Below are 22,784 nucleotides of genomic sequence, written 5' to 3' on the forward strand. Positions count from 1 at the left end.
TTTTCCTTAACTTAATGGCAGTGAGTTTGATATGTTCTTAACAGAAGAACAAGGAAAGTTATTTGACCAGTTATATGAAGAATTCAGAAAGGTTGATGATATTGATGCATCTTTAAGAGAAATAAAAAACAAAGAAGATCTTCTCGCTGTTTTTAATGTATATTATTTCACCAATGGAGATACAATTCTTGGATCTTATGAATCATTAAAGGTAAAGCAAGTTCAAGCGGTTTTAAATCGTGCGAAAGAACTAGATATTCCTCTTGCAGACATTTTAAATATGCGAGTTTTTTTATTAAGTTTTGATAGTGAAAGTAAAAAAAGAGAAAGTATCTCACTAGATGGATGCATTAAAAATCCTGATTTTAAATTTCTGCCAGGCGTTTTACATGCAATTAATGAAAGTTACGGATTAAAATCACTTTGGGAAGTTATATCTGAAGATGATCGTGAAAGGATTAAAACTCGATTATAGAAAGATGCAGCTAAGAAAGGAATGAAATTTGGTGCTATTGGTGGTGCTATAACTGCATTGGCAGTTGGGTTAGGATTGTATTTTGGTACTAGCGCTGCATTAACGGTATTGCCGACTATAATTGGTATAGCCTTAGTCGCTGCATTAGTAGTTGGAGCTACGATTGGTGCTATTACGTACGATGTTTTAAAGCCTAAGAGTTGTGTAGATACCGTTTATACAAAAGGGTTTGACACTGTAAAACAAGAAGCTGATACAGTGGCAATGTAGTTAAGTAAAAAAAGGAAGAAGTTTCTTCTTCCTTTTTCTCCAAATTTTTTACTTCGTTAGGTACCCTTAATCCTATTCAGGGTACCTAGATCTGATAATAGGTGTAACCATTGCTCGAACAGAAACAATGTTTTTAGCGTCGTTCTTTAAAGAATGACACTATTTTTCCATTTGATTAGAAGCCCCTTTTTATTGTTTTAGTTATTCACAGAATTGTTAATAACTAAGTTGATAACCTAGTAGAGTACATAATTTTACATTTCTGAGTACTTTGGAGATTTATAATAAATATGATCTCCAAATACTAATATATATATAATTGAGAATAAAAAAACTGTGAATAACTCTAAAAAGTTATATTTATTTTAATATTTTTTAAAGAAAAGAAACAACCATTAAGGGAGCCAAGCTAATACAATCATATAAAAGATTACATATTTGGTTATAATTTTAATATTTTTCTAACAAAAGCCAATAAGGGGGTCGTATTGGAGCTAAAAGATAAAATTTTTAAGTGCTTTTGAAGTGATACTTTAGGTATTTTTAAAGTAATACTTTAAAGTATCAATTGAACATTTTTGAGCATTAATCTGGAGGTTCAACAGGCACTTTTTTATGCTGTTTGAGAAGAGCAAAAATTTCATTTTCTCTTTCTGAAAGCTTGTGTTTCTTATATTTTCCATAATATACATTATGTAATTTTCGATGCTAATAAAAATATCTGCCAATCTTTTAAATAACAACCTATCGAACCTCCGGATTAGTACTTAAAAGGAATTATTAAAGTACCTCTTTAAGTATTAAGAAGCACTTAAAATTTCAACCTTTAGCTCCAATACGACCCTCTATTTGTCCTCTATTTGTCTTTTCTTAAAAAGCGTTAAGATATTTATCAATTGAGTAAGTTTTTCTGTAAATATTTCAATCTAATCATACTCTTTTTGATGTCTTTTTTGATCTTTTTCAGAGTTATCCACAGTTTTTTTATTCTCAATTATATATATATTAGTATTTGGAGATCATATTTATTATAAATCTCCAAAGTACTCAGAAATGTAAAATTATATACTCTACTAGGTTATCAACTTAGTTATTCACAATTCTGTGGATAACTAAAGATCACAGATATTTAAACAAGAAAAAGGTGCTCTTGCTCGAACAGAAACAGTGTTTTTAGCGCCTTTCTTCAAAATCGCATAATTATTACAGGTCATCAGGACAAGGTATTCCTAGACGGTTTCTTTCGGCGAACCACATGATGAATTCACTTAAGACATCGGCGATATCATCGGTGAACTCAGTTTCCGTATGAATTTTCTCAAATTCATCGAAGATTAAATAATGAAAATCTTTTTCTCCTTGCTCGAGAAAGATATGACCTTGCTCAACAAATTTGCTGCAGGATTGAAACACTTCCATCTTTGACCTGCTTCTTCTTGAGCCTAAAATCAGCGTATCTGGTAGTAGCATTCGAAGATCTGCTATCACCTTAAAGCCAATACCGTGTTCTTCTACGACTACTGCGTGGAGCCTATCCTCATATTTACTTAGAAACTCATGAATATCATGCTCAACTGTAATTTGAAAGGATACAGGAGTTTCAGAACTAAAGATTGCCGTATTGTCTACCGTATAAACATTGCAGAACATAAAATAATTCCTACTTCAGTAGGATATAGAAAAGATGTTTATGATAAGGTACCATTAGATTTAATATAGAATATATTATTATACAGCCCTCCTTCCTGATCCATTCTCCCGATATAATTCTTTATTGAAAATTTTAGGAAAAAATAAAGAAGCCTCACGCTTTTTACTGTATCTGCTACAGAACAGACACTGAATCTGCGAGGATATAGAAGTCATCTCCAATATCTTCTGATGTATTCTTTGTATCACCAAATGATGCATACAATTTATCACATTTTGCTTTGCACACTGGTCTTGAGATTAAGCCCTGGTAATTGTCCTCACACCACCTGTGGCAATCATGGTGTCGAGAAACTTTAATACAATCTGAATTCTTTAAAGCCACATCACATCTCTTTAAACAACCTTCAAGTTCTTTTTTTAAATTATGGTTGTAAACGTAATCTCGAGTACATTCAGTTTTACACTTAACAAAATTTTTTGCTTCTCTATTTTCACATTTTGCCAAATTATTTATATAATCATCTATATCATACATAATATTCTCCTTAAAAAAATTTGTATAATTATAACATATAAGCATTAATAATAGCATATTAGCTTTCCAATACAGTTTTTACGAACGTCAAAACAAGTAATATACATTATACAGCCCTTCTTCCTCTTCACCTTAGGCGGCTTTGCTCAGCTCAAAAATAACCATTTTTTTGGGTACCCCCCACTATGAGTTATATTATATATAATATAACTCATTGAGAGAGGCGACGAAAACAAGATCTTGAGTTTGAGGAGCCTCCGGTTTTAGGTGAAGAATGGATCAGGAAGGAGGTGCTACCTTAATGGTTGTTTCTTTTCTTTCAAAAATGTCTAAATTGATCTAATTTTTCAGAGTTATTCACAGTTTTTTTATTATCAATTATATATAAAAAATTTGGAGAAAAGAGGAAGAAGTCTCTTCTTCCTTTTTTTACTTAACTACACTACCATACTTGCCGCTGTACTAGCTTTTTGTTCTGCATCAACGCTATCTAGCTTCTCACTAGGAACCTGCTTTGACATTGCATATGTAATACCAAAAACAACAAACCCTATTGCTATAGCAACAGCTGCGCCAATAAAAGCCGATATTAGTAATGAAAGACCAGCAGCAGCAAAAAGTCCATTACCAACTCCCACTCCAGCCGTAATACCAACAATAGCACCAAATTTCATTGCTTTATTGCTTGTATTTATCTTCTGCCTTTTTTAAAAGCTGCTTTGATTCATCACGGGCATGTTTTCTTGCAGTCATTCCATAATGATCCTTTATAAAAAGATTAGCACCTGCATCTAGTAAAATTTGTGTTACCTCTTTGTCATGACTATTGTGCAAAGGAGTTTTTCCAAAAGAATCTCGTGCATTAACATTAGCACCTTTGTCTAATAGATATCGTATTAACTTCTTCTTCTCCTCCTCTAAGCAATCAAAATCTCCAACTATTACATGCAATAATGTAACTTTATATCTATACTCTCTTTTCTCTAAGCTAAATAGATGATTTATATCAAATTCTTCCTCCTTCCACCTTTGATATGTATCGCAAGCTTCCGTTGAAACGATAAAAAAGGGTGAAGTTACTGCTATTCACTTTTTGTATCGTTTTTAGCAAAAGCTTCCTCCCAAGTGCCTTGAGTTGCTGCACGGCTATACTCTGTTACTCTATTTTCAAAGAAATTTGTATGTTCCACGCCATTTAGTATTTCATCAAGCCACGGAATAGGGTTATCTTTAACATTATATATAGATTTAAGACCTAATTGCGTTAACCTTCTGTTTGCTATGTAACGTATATAATTGCGCACTTCCTCTGCAGATAGCCCTTCAACATCTCCTAAATCAAAAGCAAGACTTATAAATTCATCTTCAAGTTCAACAATAGTGCGACATGCAGAATATAATTCTTCTTTGAACTCGTCATTCCAAATTTCATTATTCTCTTTAATAAACGTATTGAACAAATTGATAATTGAATTGGTGTGCAAGGTTTCGTCACGTGCTGACCAAGCAATTATTTGCCCCATACCTTTCATTTTTCCAAACCGTTGAAAATTGAGCAAAATTGCAAATGATGCAAATAACTGCAATCCTTCAGTGAAGGCACCAAATACTGCTAAAGTTTTAGCAACATGTTTTTTATCGTGCTTTTTACTTTCCTCAAATTCTAACATGTATTCATACTTCTTTCTCATAGCATCATATTTTAAGAATGCTTGATATTCACTTTCTGGCATGCCAATCGTATCTAGAAGGTATGAATAGGCTGCAATGTGTATAGTCTCCATATTGGAAAAGCTTGCAAGCATCATACATATTTCTGTTGGCTTAAATATATTTGAATAATGCCTCATATAGCAATTATTTACTTCAATATCTGCTTGAGTAAAAAACCTAAAAATCTGGGTCAATAAATTTTTCTCTACATTAGAAAGTTTAGTTTTCCAATCTTTCACATCATCAGCAAGCGGAACTTCTTCAGGTATCCAGTGTATCCTTTGTTGCTGCAACCATGCATCATATGCCCAAGGATAATTAAAAGGCTTGTATATTGGATCTGCTTCTAGCAATGACATAAGGTACCTAATTATTTTGAAGTAAATATTATATTAAATGATATTGAGAATCAGTCAATTTAACTTTTTTGAAATTTGACGACAGATAGTTTATCAGTGTATTATGATTTCAAATAACTAATTGACAAAATGCGAGTATTAATATTTTCTGTTTTACTGTTTTCAGTAGGCTGCATGCACACTATCTATAATCACGGAGTTCCTGGCATTAATGTTGAACTGTGGAGCAAAATAAAAGTAGGTGATGATAGAGAAAAAGTGGTTCATACTTTAGGATTGCCAACATTAGTATCAAAGTTCGACGAAAATGTTTGGTACTATGTCTCATATAAAATTAAACAAGCTAACTTCTTGGGAAAAAGGAAGTACAGTAGTAAGTCTCTGCAAATTTCGTTTAATCAGAATGACGAAGTTACAGATATAAGAGAAATCAACGTTGCAGAAAGGTCTTTAGCTGTTGTTGATTGAAAATTTGCTGATCTATTTTTCATCACAAGTAACTAATTTAGGTAACGTAAATTCACCTGTTTAGAATAAAATCTAACGTGACTTCGCGCCAAATGTGATGCTGCTCAGCAGGTAAGCCAATTAACGGGCTACATTTATACACTGCACGCATTGCATTATCTGCTGCTGATCTAAAAAGAGGATTATTTTGATAAGAACTACTATCTGCTACGTTGGCTACAACGATCTCGCCTTTACTGGATAATAATAAGTTAATTTTTATACTAAAATTTTCTTTATAAACTATGCCCTCAGGAATGCTCCAACACTCTGTCAGTTTATCCCTTATAGAATTAATAATTTCTGTTACAGCCAATTCATCATCTTTGTTCTCAATATTTTTCTTATCTCTTATTTCATTTTTCACCTCTTTGATGTCTTCTCTTAGTTTTCTTTCTACACCCTTTTTTCTTTTGGGAATTGGAATACCCTCATCAATTTCCTGTATTTCAATAATTTGCCTCGGTTGTACTAACTCAACTAATTCTTTTTTTCTTTGTGGTATAGGAATAACTGATGAATCATTCGTTTGGGCTTTCATTGAAAAAAGCAAAAAACAACATAGAGACAAAAGAAGAATATAATTAAAATAGAGAGGGCGCATATGTTAAGCAGCTTGTTTTACTGGTTTAAAGCTAATATTGCACATAAAGTCAATATATTTCAGTTGACTTAAACTAAAATTTGCTACACTAATTTTATTATCTCTATAATATCATATGATCAATATACTCTAAATGAGATGGAAAGATGAAGGTGTTATTATAGCTGTTAAAAAATACGGTGATAAAAATTTAATTCTTTCTCTATTTACAAAAAATCATGGAAAGTGCAGAGGATTAACTAGGTTAACAAACAATAGCAATTATAAGTTTCAAATAAGTAATCTATTACATGCAGAATGGAGTGCTAAGCTACCTGAAAATCTAGGTTTTTTAAAGTGCGAATTGATTGAATCTCCATTTCATCATTTCTTTCAAGATAGGTTAAAAAGCATTGCTATTGTTTCTTTCTCGTCTATATTAGAAAAAGTGCTTCCAGAAAGTGAATCCTGCATCAAGTTGTATGATAATTTTAGACACTTCATCGATGTAATAAAACACAATAGCCAGTTTTGGCAAAGTCATTACCTTAACTTAGAGCTTCTGCTTCTTACGCAACTTGGATTTAAGTTAGACCTATCAAAATGTTCTGTAACAGGTGTGAAAGAAAATCTACAATTTATTTCTCCAAAAACTGGTAGAGCAGTGTCAAAAAAAGTAGGTGACTGTTATGCAGATAAATTACTACCTTTTCCACAGATGTTGCATGATGTATACAATAACAACCTACAAAATAGCTACTCATATCAAGAATTCAGACTAGGGTTAAAAATTACAGGGTATTTTTTAAATAAATATCTATTTCTGCAGTTAAATGCGAAATTTCCGGAGTTGAGAAATTTTATGCTATCATTTGAATCTTAGTTACTACTTATTTAAAAGAACTTCAACCAGTAACCACTCTATTTCTACCACTGTTTTTTGCTTTATATAAATATTTGTCAGCACGTACTATAAATTTTTTAACATCATCAAGGTCAGATCTTTGCATTGCTGAAATTCCAATGCTCACAGTTACATTATGGGTTGTATTTTTATCCACAAGTATAAAAGGTTCTTTGGCAATAATTTTCCTTATTCTCTCTGCAATAGTATACGCATCTGATACATTGGTATCTGGCATTACAACAACAAATTCCTCACCACCAAACCTAGCTAATAAATCTGTCACTCTGATATTTTCAGAAATTCTTTTCTGTATTTCCTTTAAAAATTCATCTCCAGCATTATGCCCAAAGTTATCATTCACCATCTTAAAATAATCTATATCAAGTATCATAAGAGATAAACTTCTATCTTTTTCCACAGAATCCTTAACAATATTTCTTAAGTGTGCATCAAAATATCTTCTATTATAACAGTTAGTTAATGGATCCTTTATAGACATTTCCACATTATTAAATAAATTCATTCTCAAGGCATCTTGATACCTCTTGCGTTTCACTTGCAAATTAACCCTAGCTATTAATTCACTCTCATCTAAAGGTACTGTTAAATAATCATTAGCACCTACATCAAGTGCCTTTACTAAATTGCTTTTATCATAATCTTCAGAAAGGATCAGAATTGGTGTATAACGTGTTTCTACTTTACTACGAAACTTAGAACACAACCGTAGGCCGTCAGTTTTTGAAAACTGCATGTCAGAAATAATCAGGTCGTAATTATCCTTAATACCAACCTTTAATGCTTCTTTTGGATCGTGCAGTATTTTAATTGATCTGAAGCGTTGCTTTAAAACATTGTGTATCTGCTCTGCTTGAAAGGTGTCCTCATCTACAACAAGTATGTTAGCATCAAAAATCTGATTAGAATAATCCATAATACTGCTTTCTGCTACTCCACCAATCTCAGCATTAGTTTCTCCTCTCAAGCACAACTCATCTATTATCATCTTTAAGCGCACAAGAGACTTAATTCTTGCAGATAAAGCAGTTTCATCTATCGGCTTAGTTAGAAAGTCATCCGCACCAGCATTAATTCCTTCCACTCTATCATGAGTGTCATGCAGCGCAGTTACCATAATTATTGGAATATAAGTCGTTAAGGGATCATTCTTTAGTTTCTTACAAACCTCAAAACCACTCATTTTTGGCATCATGACATCAAGTAAGATAATATCTGGCTGCTGTTCCGCTACTAAATCTATCGCCTCCTCGCCATCATAAGCTACAATAACTGTATAGTACTCTGCTTTTAGCTGAGCCTCCAAAAGCTTAACATTAGATGGTATATCATCTACTACTAGGATTTTTGCTGTCATTTTTTGTACTATCTACATTGTAAGTAGGATAAAGCTTGCCATCTTCACCAATTATGTAATTGACTTTTTCAACGTTATGCTCTTCATATAATTCTTTAATTCCGGTATCCTTCAACAATTTCCTAACTCTTGATTTTACAACCCAGAAATACCTATATATATTTTTAATAAGATTAAGAAATACAGGTACTTTACTTTTATCAAGAACAATTATACTCACTAAAGCTACAACTAAAACTTCTGACAGACCTATATTAAACATTTTTCCTATGAAGCAAGTATTTTAACTCTTCTGATTATGAGTATTAATTTACTTAAATCAAGTTTATAAGCGACCATCTCATCTAAAAAGCTATTGTAGCGCTCTATATAATCCTTATCATTAATAGCCCAAGTTTGAACCTTGTCTACATGATTATCAGTAGCTTTTATAACTTTAACAGCTAGCTTATGTTGATAATTGCTTAAATCATCTAATAAATCATTAATTAAGCTGCGATCCCAATAGGAAGAATGGCTTTTCATCTTGCCAGCAACTGTTCTAATCATATCAAATCTTAGCAGCGACTTTAATTCAAAGTATATTCTACCAGCCTCAAGGATGGACAAAGATGTCTGCTCAGCAACAGATATAACGTCCAGCGCATAAATAAGAATACGTAGATCAGCAACCCTTTTTGCTAGATCTTTATTTATGTTAAGCTCTAACAAAGAAGCTAATCCATGATTATAGACCTCTAATAGGTGCTCATCTAAAATATCATGGCCTAAAGTTTCAATTGCACCCCTAAATTTTGTAACACCATCTAGTTCTACAAGATTAAGCTTACCAAGATTTTTTACTAACCAAAATGATACCCTACCAATAAATTTTTGCACACTTCTCACTACTTGCAAATATGAATCAACATCAATTTTTCCATCCAATTCATCAATTTTCTGCCAAAGGCTACTTAAATTATATAGGTGATTAACAACGATATATATGTTAACTGCTTCATGTACTTTAATTCCAGTACTCTCAACCAAATTATTAATAAATATACAGCCCATCCTATTTACTACATCGTTTGTAATGCAAGTAGAAATAATTTCCCTACAAAGTTGGTGTTTCAATATGGAATCCTTGAACTCTGTTACCATCCTTTGTGGAAAGTAATTTAGTAAGTAATCACGGCACAAAAAATCTTTTTCAGGTAGCTCAGAGTGTATAACTTCATTTTTTATTGCTGTTCTTGCATAAGACATCAGAACAGAAAGCTGAGGAGAACAGAAACCTTCTCCATCAGTTAACATTCTTGCTACCTCTTCTTCAGCTGGAAGAAATTCTACATCTCGGTTTAGCAGCCAAAATTTCTCTAAACTGAGTAATAATTTATGGTGCTGCTCCAACTTTTCTTTAGCTTGCAAGCACTCAAGAAGCAATGCTTTTGTTTCAATCCTGTTATGGTTTTCAAGTACCTTAGATGCAACTTCATCTATCATGCTAGCCAGTATTTCATTCCTTTTTTCCAAGGAAATTCCCCCTTCTTTCATAATTGCAACAAAAGCAATCTTGATGTTAACTTCAAGATCGGAACATATTACTCCTGCTGAATTATCAACAAAATCTGCATTGATGTACCCACCTCTCTTAGCATACTCTACCCTTCCAAGCTGCGTGCAACCAAGATTGCCACCCTCTATAAACATAGAAGCTCTAATATCCTCACCATTCACTCTTAACTCATCGTTTGCTTTGTCACCAACCATGCCATGGCTTTCACTCTTTGCCTTAACAAATGTGCCAATTCCTCCATTCCATATGAAGTCCACTTTTGCCTTGAGCAGATACCGAATCAAATCATTTGGAGATAAGATATCTTCCACTATATCAAAGCACTTTTTCATTTCTTGAGAAATGTCTACTTGCTTGCTGCTACGCTCAAATACCCCACCACCATAAGAAATCAAATCTTTATTGTAATCCATCCAAGTGGAAAACGGTAATTCAAAGAGGCGTTTACGCTCTGCGAAACTTTTTTCTGCGTCAGGGTTTGGATCAACAAAAATATGCATATGGTTAAATGCACCAATCAAGCGCATATTTTTTGAAAGCAGCATACCGTTTCCAAACAGATCGCCAGCCATATCTCCAATTCCAATAACAGTTGCATCTTGGTAAATATCCTTATTCATTCTCCAAAAATGCCGCTCTGCTGCAATCCATGCACCTCTTGCTGTAATACCCATTTTTTTGTGGTCATAACCTGCTGATCCACCAGATGCAAATGCATCTCCAAGCCAAAAATTACATTCATAAGCTATTTGGTTAGCATAATCAGAAAATGAAGCAGTGCCTTTATCTGCCGCAACTACCAAATATGGATCATCTTCGTCATACCTAATTACATTCTCTGGTGGAATTATTTTGCCATCAACTACATTATCAGTAATATCAAGCATTCCTCTAATGAAATTCTTGTAGCATTCAACACCTTTCTCTCTTAAAGTGTTTTTGTCTTTATAAACTGGCTTTATTACAAACCCACCTTTTGCACCAACAGGTACAATAACTGCATTTTTTGTCATCTGGGCTTTCATGAGGCCCAAAACTTCAGTGCGAAAATCTTCCGTCCTATCTGACCATCTCAAGCCGCCACGGGCCAATTTCCCTCCTCTTAGATGTATTCCTTCAAAAAGGTTTGAATAAACATACAATTCACGATATGGACGCGGATCAGGTAAATCATTTATCTTACTTGAATCAAATTTTATAGATAAGTAAGGTTTATCATCCTGATAATAACTGGTCCTCAAAATGGCCATCATCAAATTAAATATCGAACGTAAAACATAATCATGTGAAGCATTGCTGATTTCCTTTAGAAGCTCCTCGATTTTTTCTGTCAAAATGCTAGTAGTTTCTACCCTGTCGATATCTATTTCAGGATCAAGTCTTGCATGAAACAATTCTATTAAATACTTTACTACTTTTGGATATTCTGATACTATTTTTTGTATATATTCTGGGTTATAGTTAAATGATGTCTGCTTTAGGTAGGCGCTTAGCGATCTAATCAGAAGCACTTCCTTCCACTCGAGCCCAGCAATAATGATCAAACTGTTAAAATAGTCATTTTTTATTTCCTTGCTGAACACTTTGACAAGTGTTATCTCAAACTGCTCTTTTAAAGTAATGTTGTCTATTAATTCATCGACTCTTGACAACACAAAATGATGTATCCATATTCCACCGTTGATTTCTATATAATAACCATTATGAGATAGAATCTTAGCTCCTAAATTCTTAGTAACCTTTAATATCTTTGACAATTCAAGGCCTCCGTTGCTTGGAGTGTAAACCTTCAATTGATAGTTGAGATTGTCACGAGTAAGCCTCAAATCAACTTCGCTGACTTTTTTCTTTCTCACTATCTCCAATTTTTTCATATCATAATACGCATCATGAGGTTCAAAATTCTCTTGATAACTTATCGGAAATGCCTTGCAATAGCGGATAAATATATCCTCAACAGTGCTAAAAGTATTATATAAATTGTCTATAAAACGATCTTCCCACTTTTCTGTAATGTTTCCTAATTTGTTTTCGATACGCAAAACTTCATCATCAAAAACGCTAGAGCTTTTGGTTCTTAGCACCACGTGTAATTTCATCAAATCATATTCATTGATGATGTGGTTGTTGTAAATATCTGAACTTTCTGCATTCGTTTCATCTTTCAATATATCGCGTATCTTAAACATTAGTCTTGCACTAGCATAACGCATCGGTATCAATACTATGCAACTAATAAAGTTCCCTACCTTTCTCAAAAATAATTTGACTCTTGGTCTAATCGCAAGAGACATGATCGAGGTGCAAATTTCAAATAACTCGTCTTCATTTGATTGGAATAATTCGTCACAAGAAAATGCCTGTAAAATGGAAATTAAAGCTTTATTGTTATGGCCACCAGGAACAAATCCTGCCTTTTTTTCTATTGTTGTAACCTTATCCTTTATTACCGGAATAGTTCGAATATCTTGCACTTCTGCTATAGAAGTAAATAGCCCAAAAAAATGCTGTTCCCTTATTACATCACCCTGATCATTAAATTCTTTCACTCCTATACAATTCATATAGGTACGCCGATGAACTATTGAGATTAGGTCTGATCTTAGTATGTATAAAGAATTCAAGCTTTCAGAAGAAATTGATGAATTTTGGTACTCTTCACTTGCTCTCATTAACCCGAGGCTCTCCTTACCACTTAGAGCAAGCTTCCCTTCTTTATTAGTAATGTATTCTTGATAACCTAAAAATACAAAATTGTTATTTTTCAACCAAGCTAGAAAATCTCTGCCTCCAGCATCCAATGCCGGATACTCAAGAAGCTTCTTGAGCATCAATTGCCAGTCCTTTACAACGCAGTTAACTGCTTTTAGCGTCTTTCGTAGAGATTCTTCTAGTGTATCAACAAAGCTACCGCTTATGCCTTTAATAATTACATATATTACTGACTCTTTGATTCCATTACTTTCTTCCAAAAGATGAATTTTATCTATTAGGCTATTTTTTCTTTGAACATTAATTATGCTGTTACTATAATAGCATATAGTTAAACCGTTTGACTTAATAGTGGAAATGACAGAATCCACTAAAAAGGGCATGTCATAATTTGTGATTTTAATTATAGTGAAATTGCCTTCTATTCCTGAAATATCATTTACATTACTTACTGCCAATTTACTTTCTTCTTTTTCTTTTTTAAGAATGAAGTTGTATGCATCTTCTGCAATGTATAAAAGAAATTTATCGTTGACTTTTAGGTCACTATTATAAACAAAATTATAAAAGTACTGTATAAACTCTTTAATTTTTTCTTTCTCTTTTTTATTCCCTTGATCAACTAGCTTAAATAAAGACTCAACATTAACATTATGATTTATACACATTTTTCAAAACAAAAATACACAGCGAATCTAGATCTTTTTAACTAAGATTTCGTTACCAGAAGTATACACTATTAGCTCATCTCCTTCTACTATTTCCCCCGATAAAACTAACTTAGCTAGATTATTTTGAATGCATTCTTGTATTACCCTTTTCAGAGGCCGCGCTCCATATTCAGGGTCATATCCAGTTTGTGCTATTAGTTCTTTAGCTTCTTGCGATAAACTAATACTCAGTTTACGCTTAGAAAGCATCTTTTGTAAATAAGAGAATTGAACATCTATAATTTTATCAATGTCATCTTTGGTTAAGCTGTGGAATATAATAATTTCATCCAGTCTATTTAAAAATTCTGGACGAAATGCTGACTTAACTATTTTCATCACCTCATCTTTCACAGATTCGGTAGCTCCTCTTAGCATCATCTCAGCTCCAAGGTTAGAAGTTAAAATTAGTATGGTATTACGAAAATCAATTAATTTGCCATGGCTATCGGTTAGTCTACCTTCATCCAAAATCTGCAGTAGTATATTAAATATATCTGGATTTGCCTTTTCTATCTCATCAAACAAAATTACCTGATATGGTCTTCTCCTTACTGCTTCGGTTAATCTGCCACCTTGTTCATAACCAACATATCCTGGAGGCGCACCAATTAACTTTGAAACGGAGTGTTTTTCCATATACTCTGACATATCAAAGCGTAGAAGTGCTGATTGATCATCAAACAAAAATTCGGCAAGAGATTTTGCTAACTCTGTTTTTCCAACTCCGGTTGGACCTAAGAATAAAAATGAACCAAAAGGTCGATTAGTATCCTGAACACCAGAACGGGAGCGCCTTACTGCATTACTTATCGCTTCAATTGCATCTCTCTGCCCTATTACTCTTTTTCCTATTTCATTTTCCATGTTAAGGAGCTTTTCCTTTTCACTATGCATCATGTTATCAACTGGAATGCCTGTCCATTTTGAAACAATATTTGCAATATCACTCTCAGTAACTTCTTTCTTTAGGAAACTATCAGTAACTTTTTCCTGATTTTTTAACTCATTTTCAAGTTGAGGAATCACACCATACATCAACTCCCCTGCCCTTCCTAAATTTCCATTACGCTGAGCCAGTTCCAACTCTTTTCTCGAGTTATCCAATTTTTCAGCTGTTTCTTGTATTTTAGCTATCTTATTCTTTTCCATCTGCCATTTACTGCTTAAGTCAGCAAATTTACTGTTTAGACTCTCAATTTCCTCATTTATCTTTTTTAAACGTTGCTTAGAGTTTTCATCACTTTCTTTTTTCAAAGCCTCTGACTCAATTTTCAGCTGTATAATCTTTCTTTCAAGCTCATCAACAACCTCAGGCTTGCTGTCCATTTCAATTCTAACCCTACTTGCTGCTTCATCAATTAAATCGATCGCTTTATCAGGTAAAAACCTATCTGTTATATATCTATTAGAAAGCGTTGCAGCAGCGATTATTGCACCATCTGTGATTCTAATACCATGGTGCACCTCATACCTCTCCTTCAAACCCCTCAGTATTGAAATAGTATCAGTCTCAGTCGGTTGAGAAATAAACACAGGCTGAAAACGCCTTGCAAGCGCAGGGTCTTTCTCTATATGTTGACGATACTCATCCAAAGTTGTAGCCCCTATACAGCGAATTTCTCCACGCGCAAGAGCAGGCTTGAGCAAATTTGAAGCATCCATCGCACCACTTGTCGCTCCTGCTCCCACTAAAGTATGAAGCTCATCTATAAACAAAATAACTTTTCCCTCTGCTTTTGAAATCTCATTAATCACTGCTTTTAGTCTCTCTTCAAACTCCCCTCTAAATTTTGTTCCAGCAATTAATGCACCAAGATCCAAAGCTAAAACTTTTGCATCACGCAAACCAAGTGGTACATCATTTGCAACAATTCTGTTTGCTAAACCTTCAACTATTGCAGTTTTTCCAACACCAGGTTCACCTATCAGTACTGGATTATTTTTTGTTCGCCTCAACGATACCTGCATAGTTCTTCTGATTTCCTCATCACGACCAATTACAGGATCAAGCTTACCTTGCATAGCAAGCTCTGTAATATCTTTTGTATACCTCTTTGCCGCATTTAATTTTTCCTCGCTATTTGGAGAGTCTGCACTGCCACCTTTTCTCATTTCTGCAATAACTGAATTTAATTTTTGCGGTGTTACACCACCTTCTGCTAAAATTTTACCTACAATCTCATCTTTTTGTGCAGCAAGGCCCTGCAGTAACCGCTCAACAGTAACAAATGTGTCTTTATTTCTCCTCGCAATACCAATTGAATCATCAAAAACTTTTGCTACCTCTCTTGAAAGCTGAAGCCCACCACTACCTGGTCCTCCAACCACTGGAAACTTTTTAATTGCACTACTCACAGCATCAGAAATATTCTGAACATTTCCACCACAAGCGCCTATCAAATCCTGAACTAAACCTGACTCATCTTCAAGCATTACTTTAAGTAAATGTTCAGGCATAAAAATCTGATGCCCAGCTCCCAATGCTTTCATTTGAGCGCTCTGGATTAGGCTTTTTGCTTTTTCGGTAAATTTATTCAAGTCCATAATACAAATTTAACTCATACTTGCTGGTATATATAACAACTACTTTCTCAATTTTAAACTTAAAGTCATTTATCAATAAAAATTTTCTAAGTTCATACAAAAAAAGAAAAAGCAGATTCTCTACAAAAGAGAAAACTTATATTAAAATATTAATTTGTTTTAAAACTAAATTAATGTTAAGATATAAAGCATATAGCTTGATTTTTTTTATAAAAGAGCAATGGATATCAATGATTTTAACATAAAGAACTTAACAACAATTTCTATAGTACAAGAAATAAAGAATGGCGTTAGGCTTGTTCCAGACATAATCAAACCTGGAATACAGGGTATATTTTAGGTTCTGTCGCATCTATAAACCATAGGAAAAAAGGTGGGATTATAGGAGTTATGAAGCCATTAACATAGCAAAATTCTCAAAAGTAGAAACATTATTTTAATAATTTGTCTTTTTTGAATCATACGAATATTTTCTATGCCTGTGATGGTAATCTTTGCGAAATGGAAGCTTTTAAACCCAAGCATTGGCTTTATTAGTTTTTTGATAAATCTATCAACAATATTATTTAGATATTTTATTTGAAGAACTGTAATCTTCAGAAATTTCTGCATTCAAATCATCAAGAGCAGCAGTATTACTGCCGCTTTTATCAATTACAATTTTCTCAGGAAGATAGTTACTCCTGAAGGCTTTACGAAAGAATGCAAGTGCTGCAGACTTGTCTCTACTAACACACAAGTCTACAGTATATAAATAAACCCATTTACCGTTTAATTTAATGTAAGTCTCTCCAACTACTACCAACCTGCTTCTTTCTTTTCCTTACTGCCTCATCTATCAGTCGTGATAACCCACCTTTGTAACGTAGCATTTTGCTCCCCTTATACTCATCATTTCTTCCAAATCTCGATAGCTCAAAGAGAATCGACATTTCATGTATACAGATAACATCCGCTGAAAAGCTAAATCCTTTGAAATATGGCAACAATTTTTGATTGATACGAAACATCTTTGCTTTTTTTTTAGACAATTATATCATTCTTCTTTCTACTTCCCTACAAATGCGACAGAACCGAAAAACTTCCTCTTATGGCTGTAAAAATGTTATGATAAGAGCTAATTTTCATGAGTAGGGAAATACCAAAATATTACTATCTTCCATCTTTTCTCTTTTCAATTCGTGCAACCATTTCTTTTACACTTACATTCGTGGAAGGTAAATTTTTGCTGGCAAGATGGTTGATCGAAGATTTTTTATTCCCTACTGGAAATGAACAAGATTGTTTTCTCTTCACACTGATATCCGTTTGTGTTACTGAAGTAGTTTTGTTTTCAGCAGGCAACACGTTCTTTACTTGATTTCGCTCAAATCTTTCTTTTAATGACTTTACTTTACTACTCTCGCGAGTCACTTCTTTTTTCATAGCAACTACTAGTACTTTTGGTCCATCAGCTTTTTTTGCTGATTCTTTACCATCTTGATTTTCAGATTTTAGTGGTAGTATAGGGTTACTCTCAGCTGATTTTTCCACTACTATTTTTTGCTCTGTGCTTACTTTTTCGCCTAAATCTTTAGGCTTTGGTGGTACTGCAGGTTTATCTTTTTTCGGTTCTTGTCTAATTTTTTGATTGGCAGTAAACATTTTCTCTGGTACTGGTGGTACTCTTGGTGGTTTTGGTGGTGCAAGAGATTGAAGTTGTTGTTTCTTCCTATGTTCTCTTTTTGCTTCTATATGTTCTTTAGAGATTGTTGCATAAATCGGCTCCTCTTTAATTGATTGTAGATTACGCAAATCTTTTGTTAAAGATTTACTTTTTTCCTCTTGATAATTTGATATTTCTTCATACTCAGGATCTTCGTTTAATGAACCTCCATAACCTGAATCTTCTCGCTCATATAAGAGATTTTTCTTTTGCTGTCTATTTTCTAAATTTATTCCATATGACCTATATTTATCTTGACTTCTTTCTATTCGCTCTAAATCTGAAATTTTTTGAATAACATCTGTATATTCGATTGCTGTTCTAGCAGTTGAAGGAGGCAATTTATCTTTTATAAAATTACTTATATTCCTAATCGAAACATCTCTTCCTAATATTCTATTGAATATCCTAAAAATTAATGGCTTTTTATTTGCCTTCTTTACACAATTATTCAAGTCATCACGTATAACAAGCTTAGCTACATCTTCTGCCTTATCTGTAAAATCCTCTAAAGCATGAGACAGATCTGTTACTGTTTTATAACATTGTTTCTCTGGATTTCCTAGATTTATAGCTTTGATCAGAGAATCAAGATTTTTTTTATAATCCTCACTTTTAAATGGATCATTCATACTAATTGTAATATTTTACTAAAATATAGATCTAAAATATTAAGATCTAGTGAATACTACTTTTTTAATTCATATATAGCTATAGTCATACGGCGATAATGCGTAGCAGAATAACGATTTTGTCATTCTAGTGTCCGCTGGTACCACTGCCATTAAGTTAAGGAAAAGTGATGAACTGTATTATAAAATCAGGTAAGATTCACAAATTAAAAGAAGTAATGACATGAGTAAAAAAAAGAATAATCATGTTTATAAAAAATAAATTGATGAGTTTAAACTTTATAAACGCACACAGAGCATCCTCAAAAGACTTCTCACGAAAAAGAAAGCTGCCCTTCGTTAATGTATTTCTCCTGATTTTTAGAAAGAGTGTAAAGTCATTACAAGTGATGCTTAATGAGTTTGTTCTGCATACAAGAAAAGATTATACAATTACGGCAAGTGCATTTACTCAAGCAAGAAAGAAGCTAAAACATACTGCGTTTTCAGAGTTAAATGATGATATAGTTTCCCTATACTACCAAGATCAGGAATTTAAAACCCACCATGGCTTCAGAGTACTTGCATTTGATGCTTCAATACTGATTCTGCCAAAGAGCGACAAAATAATAGGTGAGTTTAGCTCAAGAGCAGTATGGAATGGAATCCAGAGATTTGAAGACTATACAAGTGCAACCTTTGAAGTTTGCTACGATGTGCTAAATAATATTGCAATAAAATCTGTGCTAAGTAGAGGTGACAGCTATGAGGTTGATTTAGCAATCGGTATGCTTGAATCCATAAAATCAGACGATTTGTTAATCTGTGATAGAGGATACGTATCTTATCGATTTCTTGCTGAGCTTACAGGAAGGAAAATCAATTATATAATTCGCTGTTCAAGTTCGTCTTTCAATGAAATAAACGCTATGTTTAAGCCGGAAAGCCCATCTAGTACGGTGGTAGTGTCTACCGCACCTATTAAAGTAGCAAGACAGCTACGAAAGCTAGGATTACCTGATGAGATGAAATTCAGGTTAGTCAAAATAATACTTTCTTCTGGCGAAGTTGAAGTGTTAGTAACATCTCTGTTAGATGAGAAACGTTTTACAGTTGAAGAGTTTGAGAGATTATATTACTTGCGCTGGGGAGTAGAAACATTTTTTTCTAGGCTGAAGGGAAGATTAAATTTAGAGAATTTCACAGGAAAAAGTATTGAAACTATCAAGCAGGATTTTTGGTCAACTATCTTCATCAGTAATCTAGAAAGTATCATGATAGAAGATGATGAAGAGACATTGAGCTCACAGAATAGTAAACTAAAAAAAAGCATCAATAAATCTGTCTCATTTAATGCGATTAAAAACTTAGCCTTTGATATTTTTTCTACAGAGTCAGACATAGACTGCATTATGTATCGACTATCACAGTTATTTTTGATGAACACTTTAGTGGTGAGAAAAGGGAGAAGAGTTGATCGTCATAAGATATCTGATATTCGTTCACTCAACTACCAGAAAAGAGCTAGAAAACATGTGTTTTAAATTCAAGATATCTTTTCAGTATCATTGCATTAGTACATTCTTTGCAAAATAACCTGCAATTATTACTTTTTTAAATAACTTGCACTTTTCAGACTCCCTTTTCTTAAAAATTCACCCTAGTATTTACCATAATTATCAATCACTTCAAATTTTTTGTCCAATCTTAACTTCTCTTTCCCTTAACTTAATGGCAGTGGTGACAAATTGTCCCCATCCTTCAGAAAGCCCTATATCTCTGCTTTTTATCTTTTTTAGATAGTCAGATGGGTTCTTACTACCTGTCAGAAAAGCTATTACTTCTGTTATTACGTACCACCATTCTCCATCGTGTAATACTCTAGTAAAATTGCTATTATCAAAAGCAGTATAGTATTTCCTAAAGTAAATGATAAAGGTATAATGAAGTATTTGAGTTATAATGGCATATAGTGTGGATTTAAGGGAAAAGGCAGTATTGATGATAGAAAAAGGGAAGACAAAGGTTGAGATAGCAGAGCTCATGGAGATAGGAATAGCAACTCTGTACCGCTGGTTAAAAAAGAAAGCTGCTGGTGAAAGCCTAAAGCCATCTAAAAACGGTAGCTTTATTCGAAAAATAGACCCAAAAATACTCGAAGAATATGTTACAAAGAATCCAGATCATACTCTGGCAGAGATGAAACAAAATCTTGGATTTGGAATAAATTCAATTTGGTATAGACTAAAACAGCTAAAAATTACTTTAAAAAAAAGTCACACTATATCAAGAGCGCAATCAAGAAGATAGGCAGCAATTTATTGATAAAATCTCAAAAATAGACCATTCCAGCATCTTATATATAGATGAAGCAGGAGTTGATAATAAGTTATACCGAGAATATGGACGTGCTCCAAGAGGAAAGAAAATTTATGCAGATATTCCAGGGAGAACTCGAGAGAGAATCAGTATAGTAGCCGGGTGGATTGGAATGAGATTTATTGCACCAATGACTTTCAAAGGTGGGTGTGACAAAGAGGTATTCAATATATGGTTGGAGAAGATGTTATTACCTAAATTGCCACTTGGCACAACCATAGTTATGGATAATGCTACATTTCATAAGACCACTAAAACAAAATCATTAATAGAGTCTTTTGGCTGTCATGTGCTGTATCTTCCAACATATTCACCAGATTTGAATCCCATAGAACACTGTTGGCATACCATCAAAAGCCGCCTCAGACCTCTAATGTATAAATGTACAGACTTACAACTTTTGGTTGGTAATACCATAATGGAAATTTATCATTCATTTTAGAAAATACTATAGTTTCAATATCTCCCTCTTTTAAAGTTAAAGTATCAGTCATAGGCAACCTCTATAAGTTAAGAATAAACATAAAAACTAAAAGACACTATTTTTAAGTCAGAAAAACCATTACTTACAATTTAATAATTTTCCAAAATCAATTATGTGTGAAAAGTAACCACTATCTATAACATCATCACTTACATCATTAACGTGGATAAGGACTGGACGACATGAAAAGCCTTTTGGACGATTTAGTGCATCTATTTTCTTTTGTACCTCTTGTATTATTGAATGACCAATTTTATCTTTTGAAAATTTGATTTCGCAAATGTAGAGAGTGTTAAACTTCGTTTGAATCATATAATCAATTTGACAACCTGCACTATTACGCGTTCTCTTCTGAAAAAATGGATTCTCGCTTATTATTCCATCAATTCCTAAGATATTATGTATACTCTTTCTATTGTTCAGCACCAAATTTTCAAATTGAAGCCCAATAATTGTATACCACTCTGGTAAGAACCCTATAGAATAGGTGTCACGACTAATTTTCCCTAGATCTTTTTCGATATATTTTAGATAAAACCTTAAATAATTATCTTGAAGTCTGTACCTCCTGAGTCGTGAATCAGTACCAGTTTTTATACTCCAAGTATGATCCTTTGCAATAAAACCAGCAAGCTCAAGTTCATATAGATACTCAGAAATGCGTCCATGTCTTACGATATTTAAAGTAGCACAAATTTCTTCTTGTTCTTTAGCTCCAGTAGAAAGAGCTCTGACTATTTGCTTATAAAAAGCCGTTTTTCGCATGAATAAATCTGAGAATATTTGATTAAATTCTTCAACTAAAAACCCACCTTTTGTAAAACAAAGCCTTTTAATATTTTCTTCAGCGCTATGCTTAAAATTTACCTCTTCTAAATACTTTGGAATTCCGCCAGTTACTGCAAGCACCTTGAACTTTTCATATGCTGAAATATTTTTTGGCCAAAATTCGTTGCAATCAGAAAGTGATAATTCTCCGAGTGTTAAAGTTAACGATATTCTTCCTACGAAACCAGTACTACTAAGTATATTTTTCTCGATCCAGGATGAAGCTGATCCACAAACAACAAAAATCAGCTTGTTATTATTTTTTAGCTGCGTATCCCAAAAATTCTTTATTTTTCCTAAAAAGGTTGGATCTTTTGAACCCATCCAAGAAATTTCATCAAACAGCAATAATGTTTTTCCTGATAGCAGACGTTCACCAACTGCCCATAGTAAATCGCTCCAGTCATCATACCTAGCAAAAGATGTATTAAATTGTCTAGCAACTTGTCTAGAAAATTCATTAAGTTGGTAGGACATTGTAGTATGCTTTTCTGGTGGCAAACCTATAAAGGAGTAATATTGTTCAAAATACTTACCAAACTCTTGAATTAAACGACTTTTTCCTATACGACGCCTTCCTTTGACTACTACAAAAGATGCAGTATTTTTTTCTGTAAGCTCCAGTAGTTGTTTTAACTCAGTTTGCCTACCAATAAATGATGGAGACATAAAATACGAAATATAAATCTTTGTCTCCGTTATACTAGATAAAATTGGAGACGTAAATAAATAAATTTAGATCTTTGTCTCCATTTTAAGCAGTTTACGAGCTCAGTAGCTTATGTTTATGGCAAAACTTTTTTCCTTTAGCTTCATCTACAAATTATTTATATAGATTACCTAAAGACCCAACTTAAGAGTTCTAGATAAAAA

19 protein-coding genes and 1 pseudogene are annotated in these 22,784 nt (G+C 33.3%); 7 read left to right on the forward strand and 13 right to left on the reverse strand.

Annotated features, from left to right (window positions below; all coding sequences use genetic code 11):
• Positions 1 to 31 precede the first annotated feature (31 nt).
• Positions 32 to 475: a hypothetical protein gene (locus AAGD65_RS04470; RefSeq protein ID WP_264683362.1), complete on the forward strand. Its 444-nt coding sequence runs from the start codon at positions 32 to 34 to the stop codon at positions 473 to 475.
• A gap of 21 nt (positions 476 to 496) precedes the next feature.
• A complete protein-coding gene (locus AAGD65_RS04475) occupies positions 497 to 745 on the forward strand; it encodes a hypothetical protein (RefSeq protein ID WP_264683361.1) in 249 nt (82 codons plus the stop codon).
• Positions 746 to 1,948: 1,203 nt separating this feature from the next.
• Here the strand turns inward: AAGD65_RS04475 and AAGD65_RS04480 are convergent.
• The 5 genes from AAGD65_RS04480 to AAGD65_RS04500 form a co-directional block, all read right to left on the reverse strand.
• Complete coding sequence (locus AAGD65_RS04480; RefSeq protein ID WP_341810893.1) at positions 1,949 to 2,395, reverse strand: hypothetical protein; 447 nt, start codon at positions 2,393 to 2,395, stop codon at positions 1,949 to 1,951.
• A gap of 175 nt (positions 2,396 to 2,570) precedes the next feature.
• Positions 2,571 to 2,933 (reverse strand): hypothetical protein, encoded by a 363-nt coding sequence (locus AAGD65_RS04485; RefSeq protein ID WP_264683357.1) that lies wholly within the window; start codon positions 2,931 to 2,933, stop codon positions 2,571 to 2,573.
• 437 nt (positions 2,934 to 3,370) lie between these two features.
• A complete protein-coding gene (locus AAGD65_RS04490; protein WP_139686560.1) occupies positions 3,371 to 3,607 on the reverse strand; it encodes a hypothetical protein in 237 nt (78 codons plus the stop codon).
• A gap of 4 nt (positions 3,608 to 3,611) precedes the next feature.
• The gene (locus AAGD65_RS04495; protein WP_264683355.1) at positions 3,612 to 3,884 is read right to left on the reverse strand and encodes an ankyrin repeat domain-containing protein; all 273 of its coding nucleotides are present in this window, start codon (positions 3,882 to 3,884) and stop codon (positions 3,612 to 3,614) included.
• 131 nt (positions 3,885 to 4,015) lie between these two features.
• A complete protein-coding gene (locus AAGD65_RS04500; protein ID WP_006013958.1) occupies positions 4,016 to 5,005 on the reverse strand; it encodes a ribonucleotide-diphosphate reductase subunit beta in 990 nt (329 codons plus the stop codon).
• A gap of 129 nt (positions 5,006 to 5,134) precedes the next feature.
• On the opposite strand from AAGD65_RS04500, the gene AAGD65_RS04505 reads away from it, so the two are divergent.
• On the forward strand, positions 5,135 to 5,473 hold the full coding sequence (locus tag AAGD65_RS04505) for an outer membrane protein assembly factor BamE (protein WP_029237605.1): 339 nt from the start codon (positions 5,135 to 5,137) through the stop codon (positions 5,471 to 5,473).
• A gap of 52 nt (positions 5,474 to 5,525) precedes the next feature.
• Here the strand turns inward: AAGD65_RS04505 and AAGD65_RS04510 are convergent, their stop codons facing one another.
• On the reverse strand, positions 5,526 to 6,053 hold the full coding sequence (locus AAGD65_RS04510) for a hypothetical protein (protein ID WP_264683351.1): 528 nt from the start codon (positions 6,051 to 6,053) through the stop codon (positions 5,526 to 5,528).
• Positions 6,054 to 6,249: 196 nt separating this feature from the next.
• Here AAGD65_RS04510 and recO point away from each other — a divergent pair, with 196 nt between their 5' ends.
• Positions 6,250 to 6,978: a DNA repair protein RecO gene (gene recO, locus AAGD65_RS04515; protein ID WP_264683349.1), complete on the forward strand. Its 729-nt coding sequence runs from the start codon at positions 6,250 to 6,252 to the stop codon at positions 6,976 to 6,978.
• Positions 6,979 to 7,000: 22 nt separating this feature from the next.
• Here the strand turns inward: recO and AAGD65_RS04520 are convergent, their stop codons facing one another.
• From AAGD65_RS04520 to AAGD65_RS04545, 6 genes and pseudogenes are all read right to left on the reverse strand, one after another.
• On the reverse strand, positions 7,001 to 8,377 hold the full coding sequence (locus AAGD65_RS04520; protein ID WP_264683348.1) for a PleD family two-component system response regulator: 1,377 nt from the start codon (positions 8,375 to 8,377) through the stop codon (positions 7,001 to 7,003).
• Positions 8,349 to 8,639 carry a hypothetical protein gene (locus tag AAGD65_RS04525; protein ID WP_010401887.1) on the reverse strand — a complete coding sequence of 97 codons (291 nt, stop codon included), beginning with the start codon at positions 8,637 to 8,639 and terminating at the stop codon, positions 8,349 to 8,351. The genes AAGD65_RS04520 and AAGD65_RS04525 overlap by 29 nt, the downstream gene beginning before the upstream one ends.
• Before the next feature lie 5 nt (positions 8,640 to 8,644).
• Complete coding sequence (locus tag AAGD65_RS04530) at positions 8,645 to 13,315, reverse strand: NAD-glutamate dehydrogenase (protein ID WP_264683346.1); 4,671 nt, start codon at positions 13,313 to 13,315, stop codon at positions 8,645 to 8,647.
• 27 nt (positions 13,316 to 13,342) lie between these two features.
• The gene (gene clpB, locus AAGD65_RS04535) at positions 13,343 to 15,904 is read right to left on the reverse strand and encodes an ATP-dependent chaperone ClpB (RefSeq protein ID WP_264683344.1); all 2,562 of its coding nucleotides are present in this window, start codon (positions 15,902 to 15,904) and stop codon (positions 13,343 to 13,345) included.
• 388 nt (positions 15,905 to 16,292) lie between these two features.
• A pseudogene (locus AAGD65_RS04540) lies at positions 16,293 to 16,914 on the reverse strand (IS6 family transposase).
• Positions 16,915 to 17,056: 142 nt separating this feature from the next.
• The gene (locus AAGD65_RS04545; RefSeq protein ID WP_341810894.1) at positions 17,057 to 18,241 is read right to left on the reverse strand and encodes a hypothetical protein; all 1,185 of its coding nucleotides are present in this window, start codon (positions 18,239 to 18,241) and stop codon (positions 17,057 to 17,059) included.
• Positions 18,242 to 18,486: 245 nt separating this feature from the next.
• On the opposite strand from AAGD65_RS04545, the gene AAGD65_RS04550 reads away from it, so the two are divergent.
• The 3 genes from AAGD65_RS04550 to AAGD65_RS04560 all read left to right on the forward strand — a co-directional run bounded on the left by AAGD65_RS04550 (position 18,487) and on the right by AAGD65_RS04560 (position 21,041).
• Complete coding sequence (locus tag AAGD65_RS04550; RefSeq protein ID WP_264683173.1) at positions 18,487 to 19,764, forward strand: IS4 family transposase; 1,278 nt, start codon at positions 18,487 to 18,489, stop codon at positions 19,762 to 19,764.
• Positions 19,765 to 20,182: 418 nt separating this feature from the next.
• Entirely contained in the window at positions 20,183 to 20,530 is a 348-nt protein-coding gene (locus AAGD65_RS04555) for a transposase (RefSeq protein ID WP_264336399.1), read from the forward strand.
• A gap of 28 nt (positions 20,531 to 20,558) precedes the next feature.
• The gene (locus tag AAGD65_RS04560; protein ID WP_252154099.1) at positions 20,559 to 21,041 is read left to right on the forward strand and encodes an IS630 family transposase; all 483 of its coding nucleotides are present in this window, start codon (positions 20,559 to 20,561) and stop codon (positions 21,039 to 21,041) included.
• A 120-nt stretch (positions 21,042 to 21,161) separates the two neighbouring features.
• Here the strand turns inward: AAGD65_RS04560 and AAGD65_RS04565 are convergent, their stop codons facing one another.
• Complete coding sequence (locus AAGD65_RS04565) at positions 21,162 to 22,580, reverse strand: AAA family ATPase (protein WP_264683266.1); 1,419 nt, start codon at positions 22,578 to 22,580, stop codon at positions 21,162 to 21,164.
• Positions 22,581 to 22,784 lie beyond the last annotated feature (204 nt).

The organism is Wolbachia endosymbiont (group B) of Chesias legatella (assembly GCF_964026945.1).
Classification (GTDB): Bacteria; Pseudomonadota; Alphaproteobacteria; order Rickettsiales; family Anaplasmataceae; genus Wolbachia.

What these genes read in the sequence shown, in the direction of transcription:
- AAGD65_RS04510 (WP_264683351.1), bottom strand. Translation starts at nt 6,053, where the DNA reads ATGAAAGCCCAAACGAATGATTCATCAGTTATTCCTATACCACAAAGA.
- clpB (WP_264683344.1), bottom strand. Translation starts at nt 15,904, where the DNA reads ATGGACTTGAATAAATTTACCGAAAAAGCAAAAAGCCTAATCCAGAGC.
- AAGD65_RS04550 (WP_264683173.1), top strand. Translation starts at nt 18,487, where the DNA reads ATGTTTATAAAAAATAAATTGATGAGTTTAAACTTTATAAACGCACAC.
- AAGD65_RS04565 (WP_264683266.1), bottom strand. Translation starts at nt 22,580, where the DNA reads ATGTCTCCATCATTTATTGGTAGGCAAACTGAGTTAAAACAACTACTG.
- AAGD65_RS04475 (WP_264683361.1), top strand. Translation starts at nt 497, where the DNA reads ATGAAATTTGGTGCTATTGGTGGTGCTATAACTGCATTGGCAGTTGGG.
- AAGD65_RS04555 (WP_264336399.1), top strand. Translation starts at nt 20,183, where the DNA reads ATGGCATATAGTGTGGATTTAAGGGAAAAGGCAGTATTGATGATAGAA.
- AAGD65_RS04485 (WP_264683357.1), bottom strand. Translation starts at nt 2,933, where the DNA reads ATGTATGATATAGATGATTATATAAATAATTTGGCAAAATGTGAAAAT.
- recO (WP_264683349.1), top strand. Translation starts at nt 6,250, where the DNA reads ATGAGATGGAAAGATGAAGGTGTTATTATAGCTGTTAAAAAATACGGT.
- AAGD65_RS04505 (WP_029237605.1), top strand. Translation starts at nt 5,135, where the DNA reads ATGCGAGTATTAATATTTTCTGTTTTACTGTTTTCAGTAGGCTGCATG.
- AAGD65_RS04490 (WP_139686560.1), bottom strand. Translation starts at nt 3,607, where the DNA reads ATGAAATTTGGTGCTATTGTTGGTATTACGGCTGGAGTGGGAGTTGGT.
- AAGD65_RS04480 (WP_341810893.1), bottom strand. Translation starts at nt 2,395, where the DNA reads ATGTTCTGCAATGTTTATACGGTAGACAATACGGCAATCTTTAGTTCT.
- AAGD65_RS04530 (WP_264683346.1), bottom strand. Translation starts at nt 13,315, where the DNA reads ATGTGTATAAATCATAATGTTAATGTTGAGTCTTTATTTAAGCTAGTT.
- AAGD65_RS04525 (WP_010401887.1), bottom strand. Translation starts at nt 8,639, where the DNA reads ATGTTTAATATAGGTCTGTCAGAAGTTTTAGTTGTAGCTTTAGTGAGT.
- AAGD65_RS04500 (WP_006013958.1), bottom strand. Translation starts at nt 5,005, where the DNA reads ATGTCATTGCTAGAAGCAGATCCAATATACAAGCCTTTTAATTATCCT.
- AAGD65_RS04545 (WP_341810894.1), bottom strand. Translation starts at nt 18,241, where the DNA reads ATGAATGATCCATTTAAAAGTGAGGATTATAAAAAAAATCTTGATTCT.
- AAGD65_RS04470 (WP_264683362.1), top strand. Translation starts at nt 32, where the DNA reads ATGTTCTTAACAGAAGAACAAGGAAAGTTATTTGACCAGTTATATGAA.
- AAGD65_RS04520 (WP_264683348.1), bottom strand. Translation starts at nt 8,377, where the DNA reads ATGACAGCAAAAATCCTAGTAGTAGATGATATACCATCTAATGTTAAG.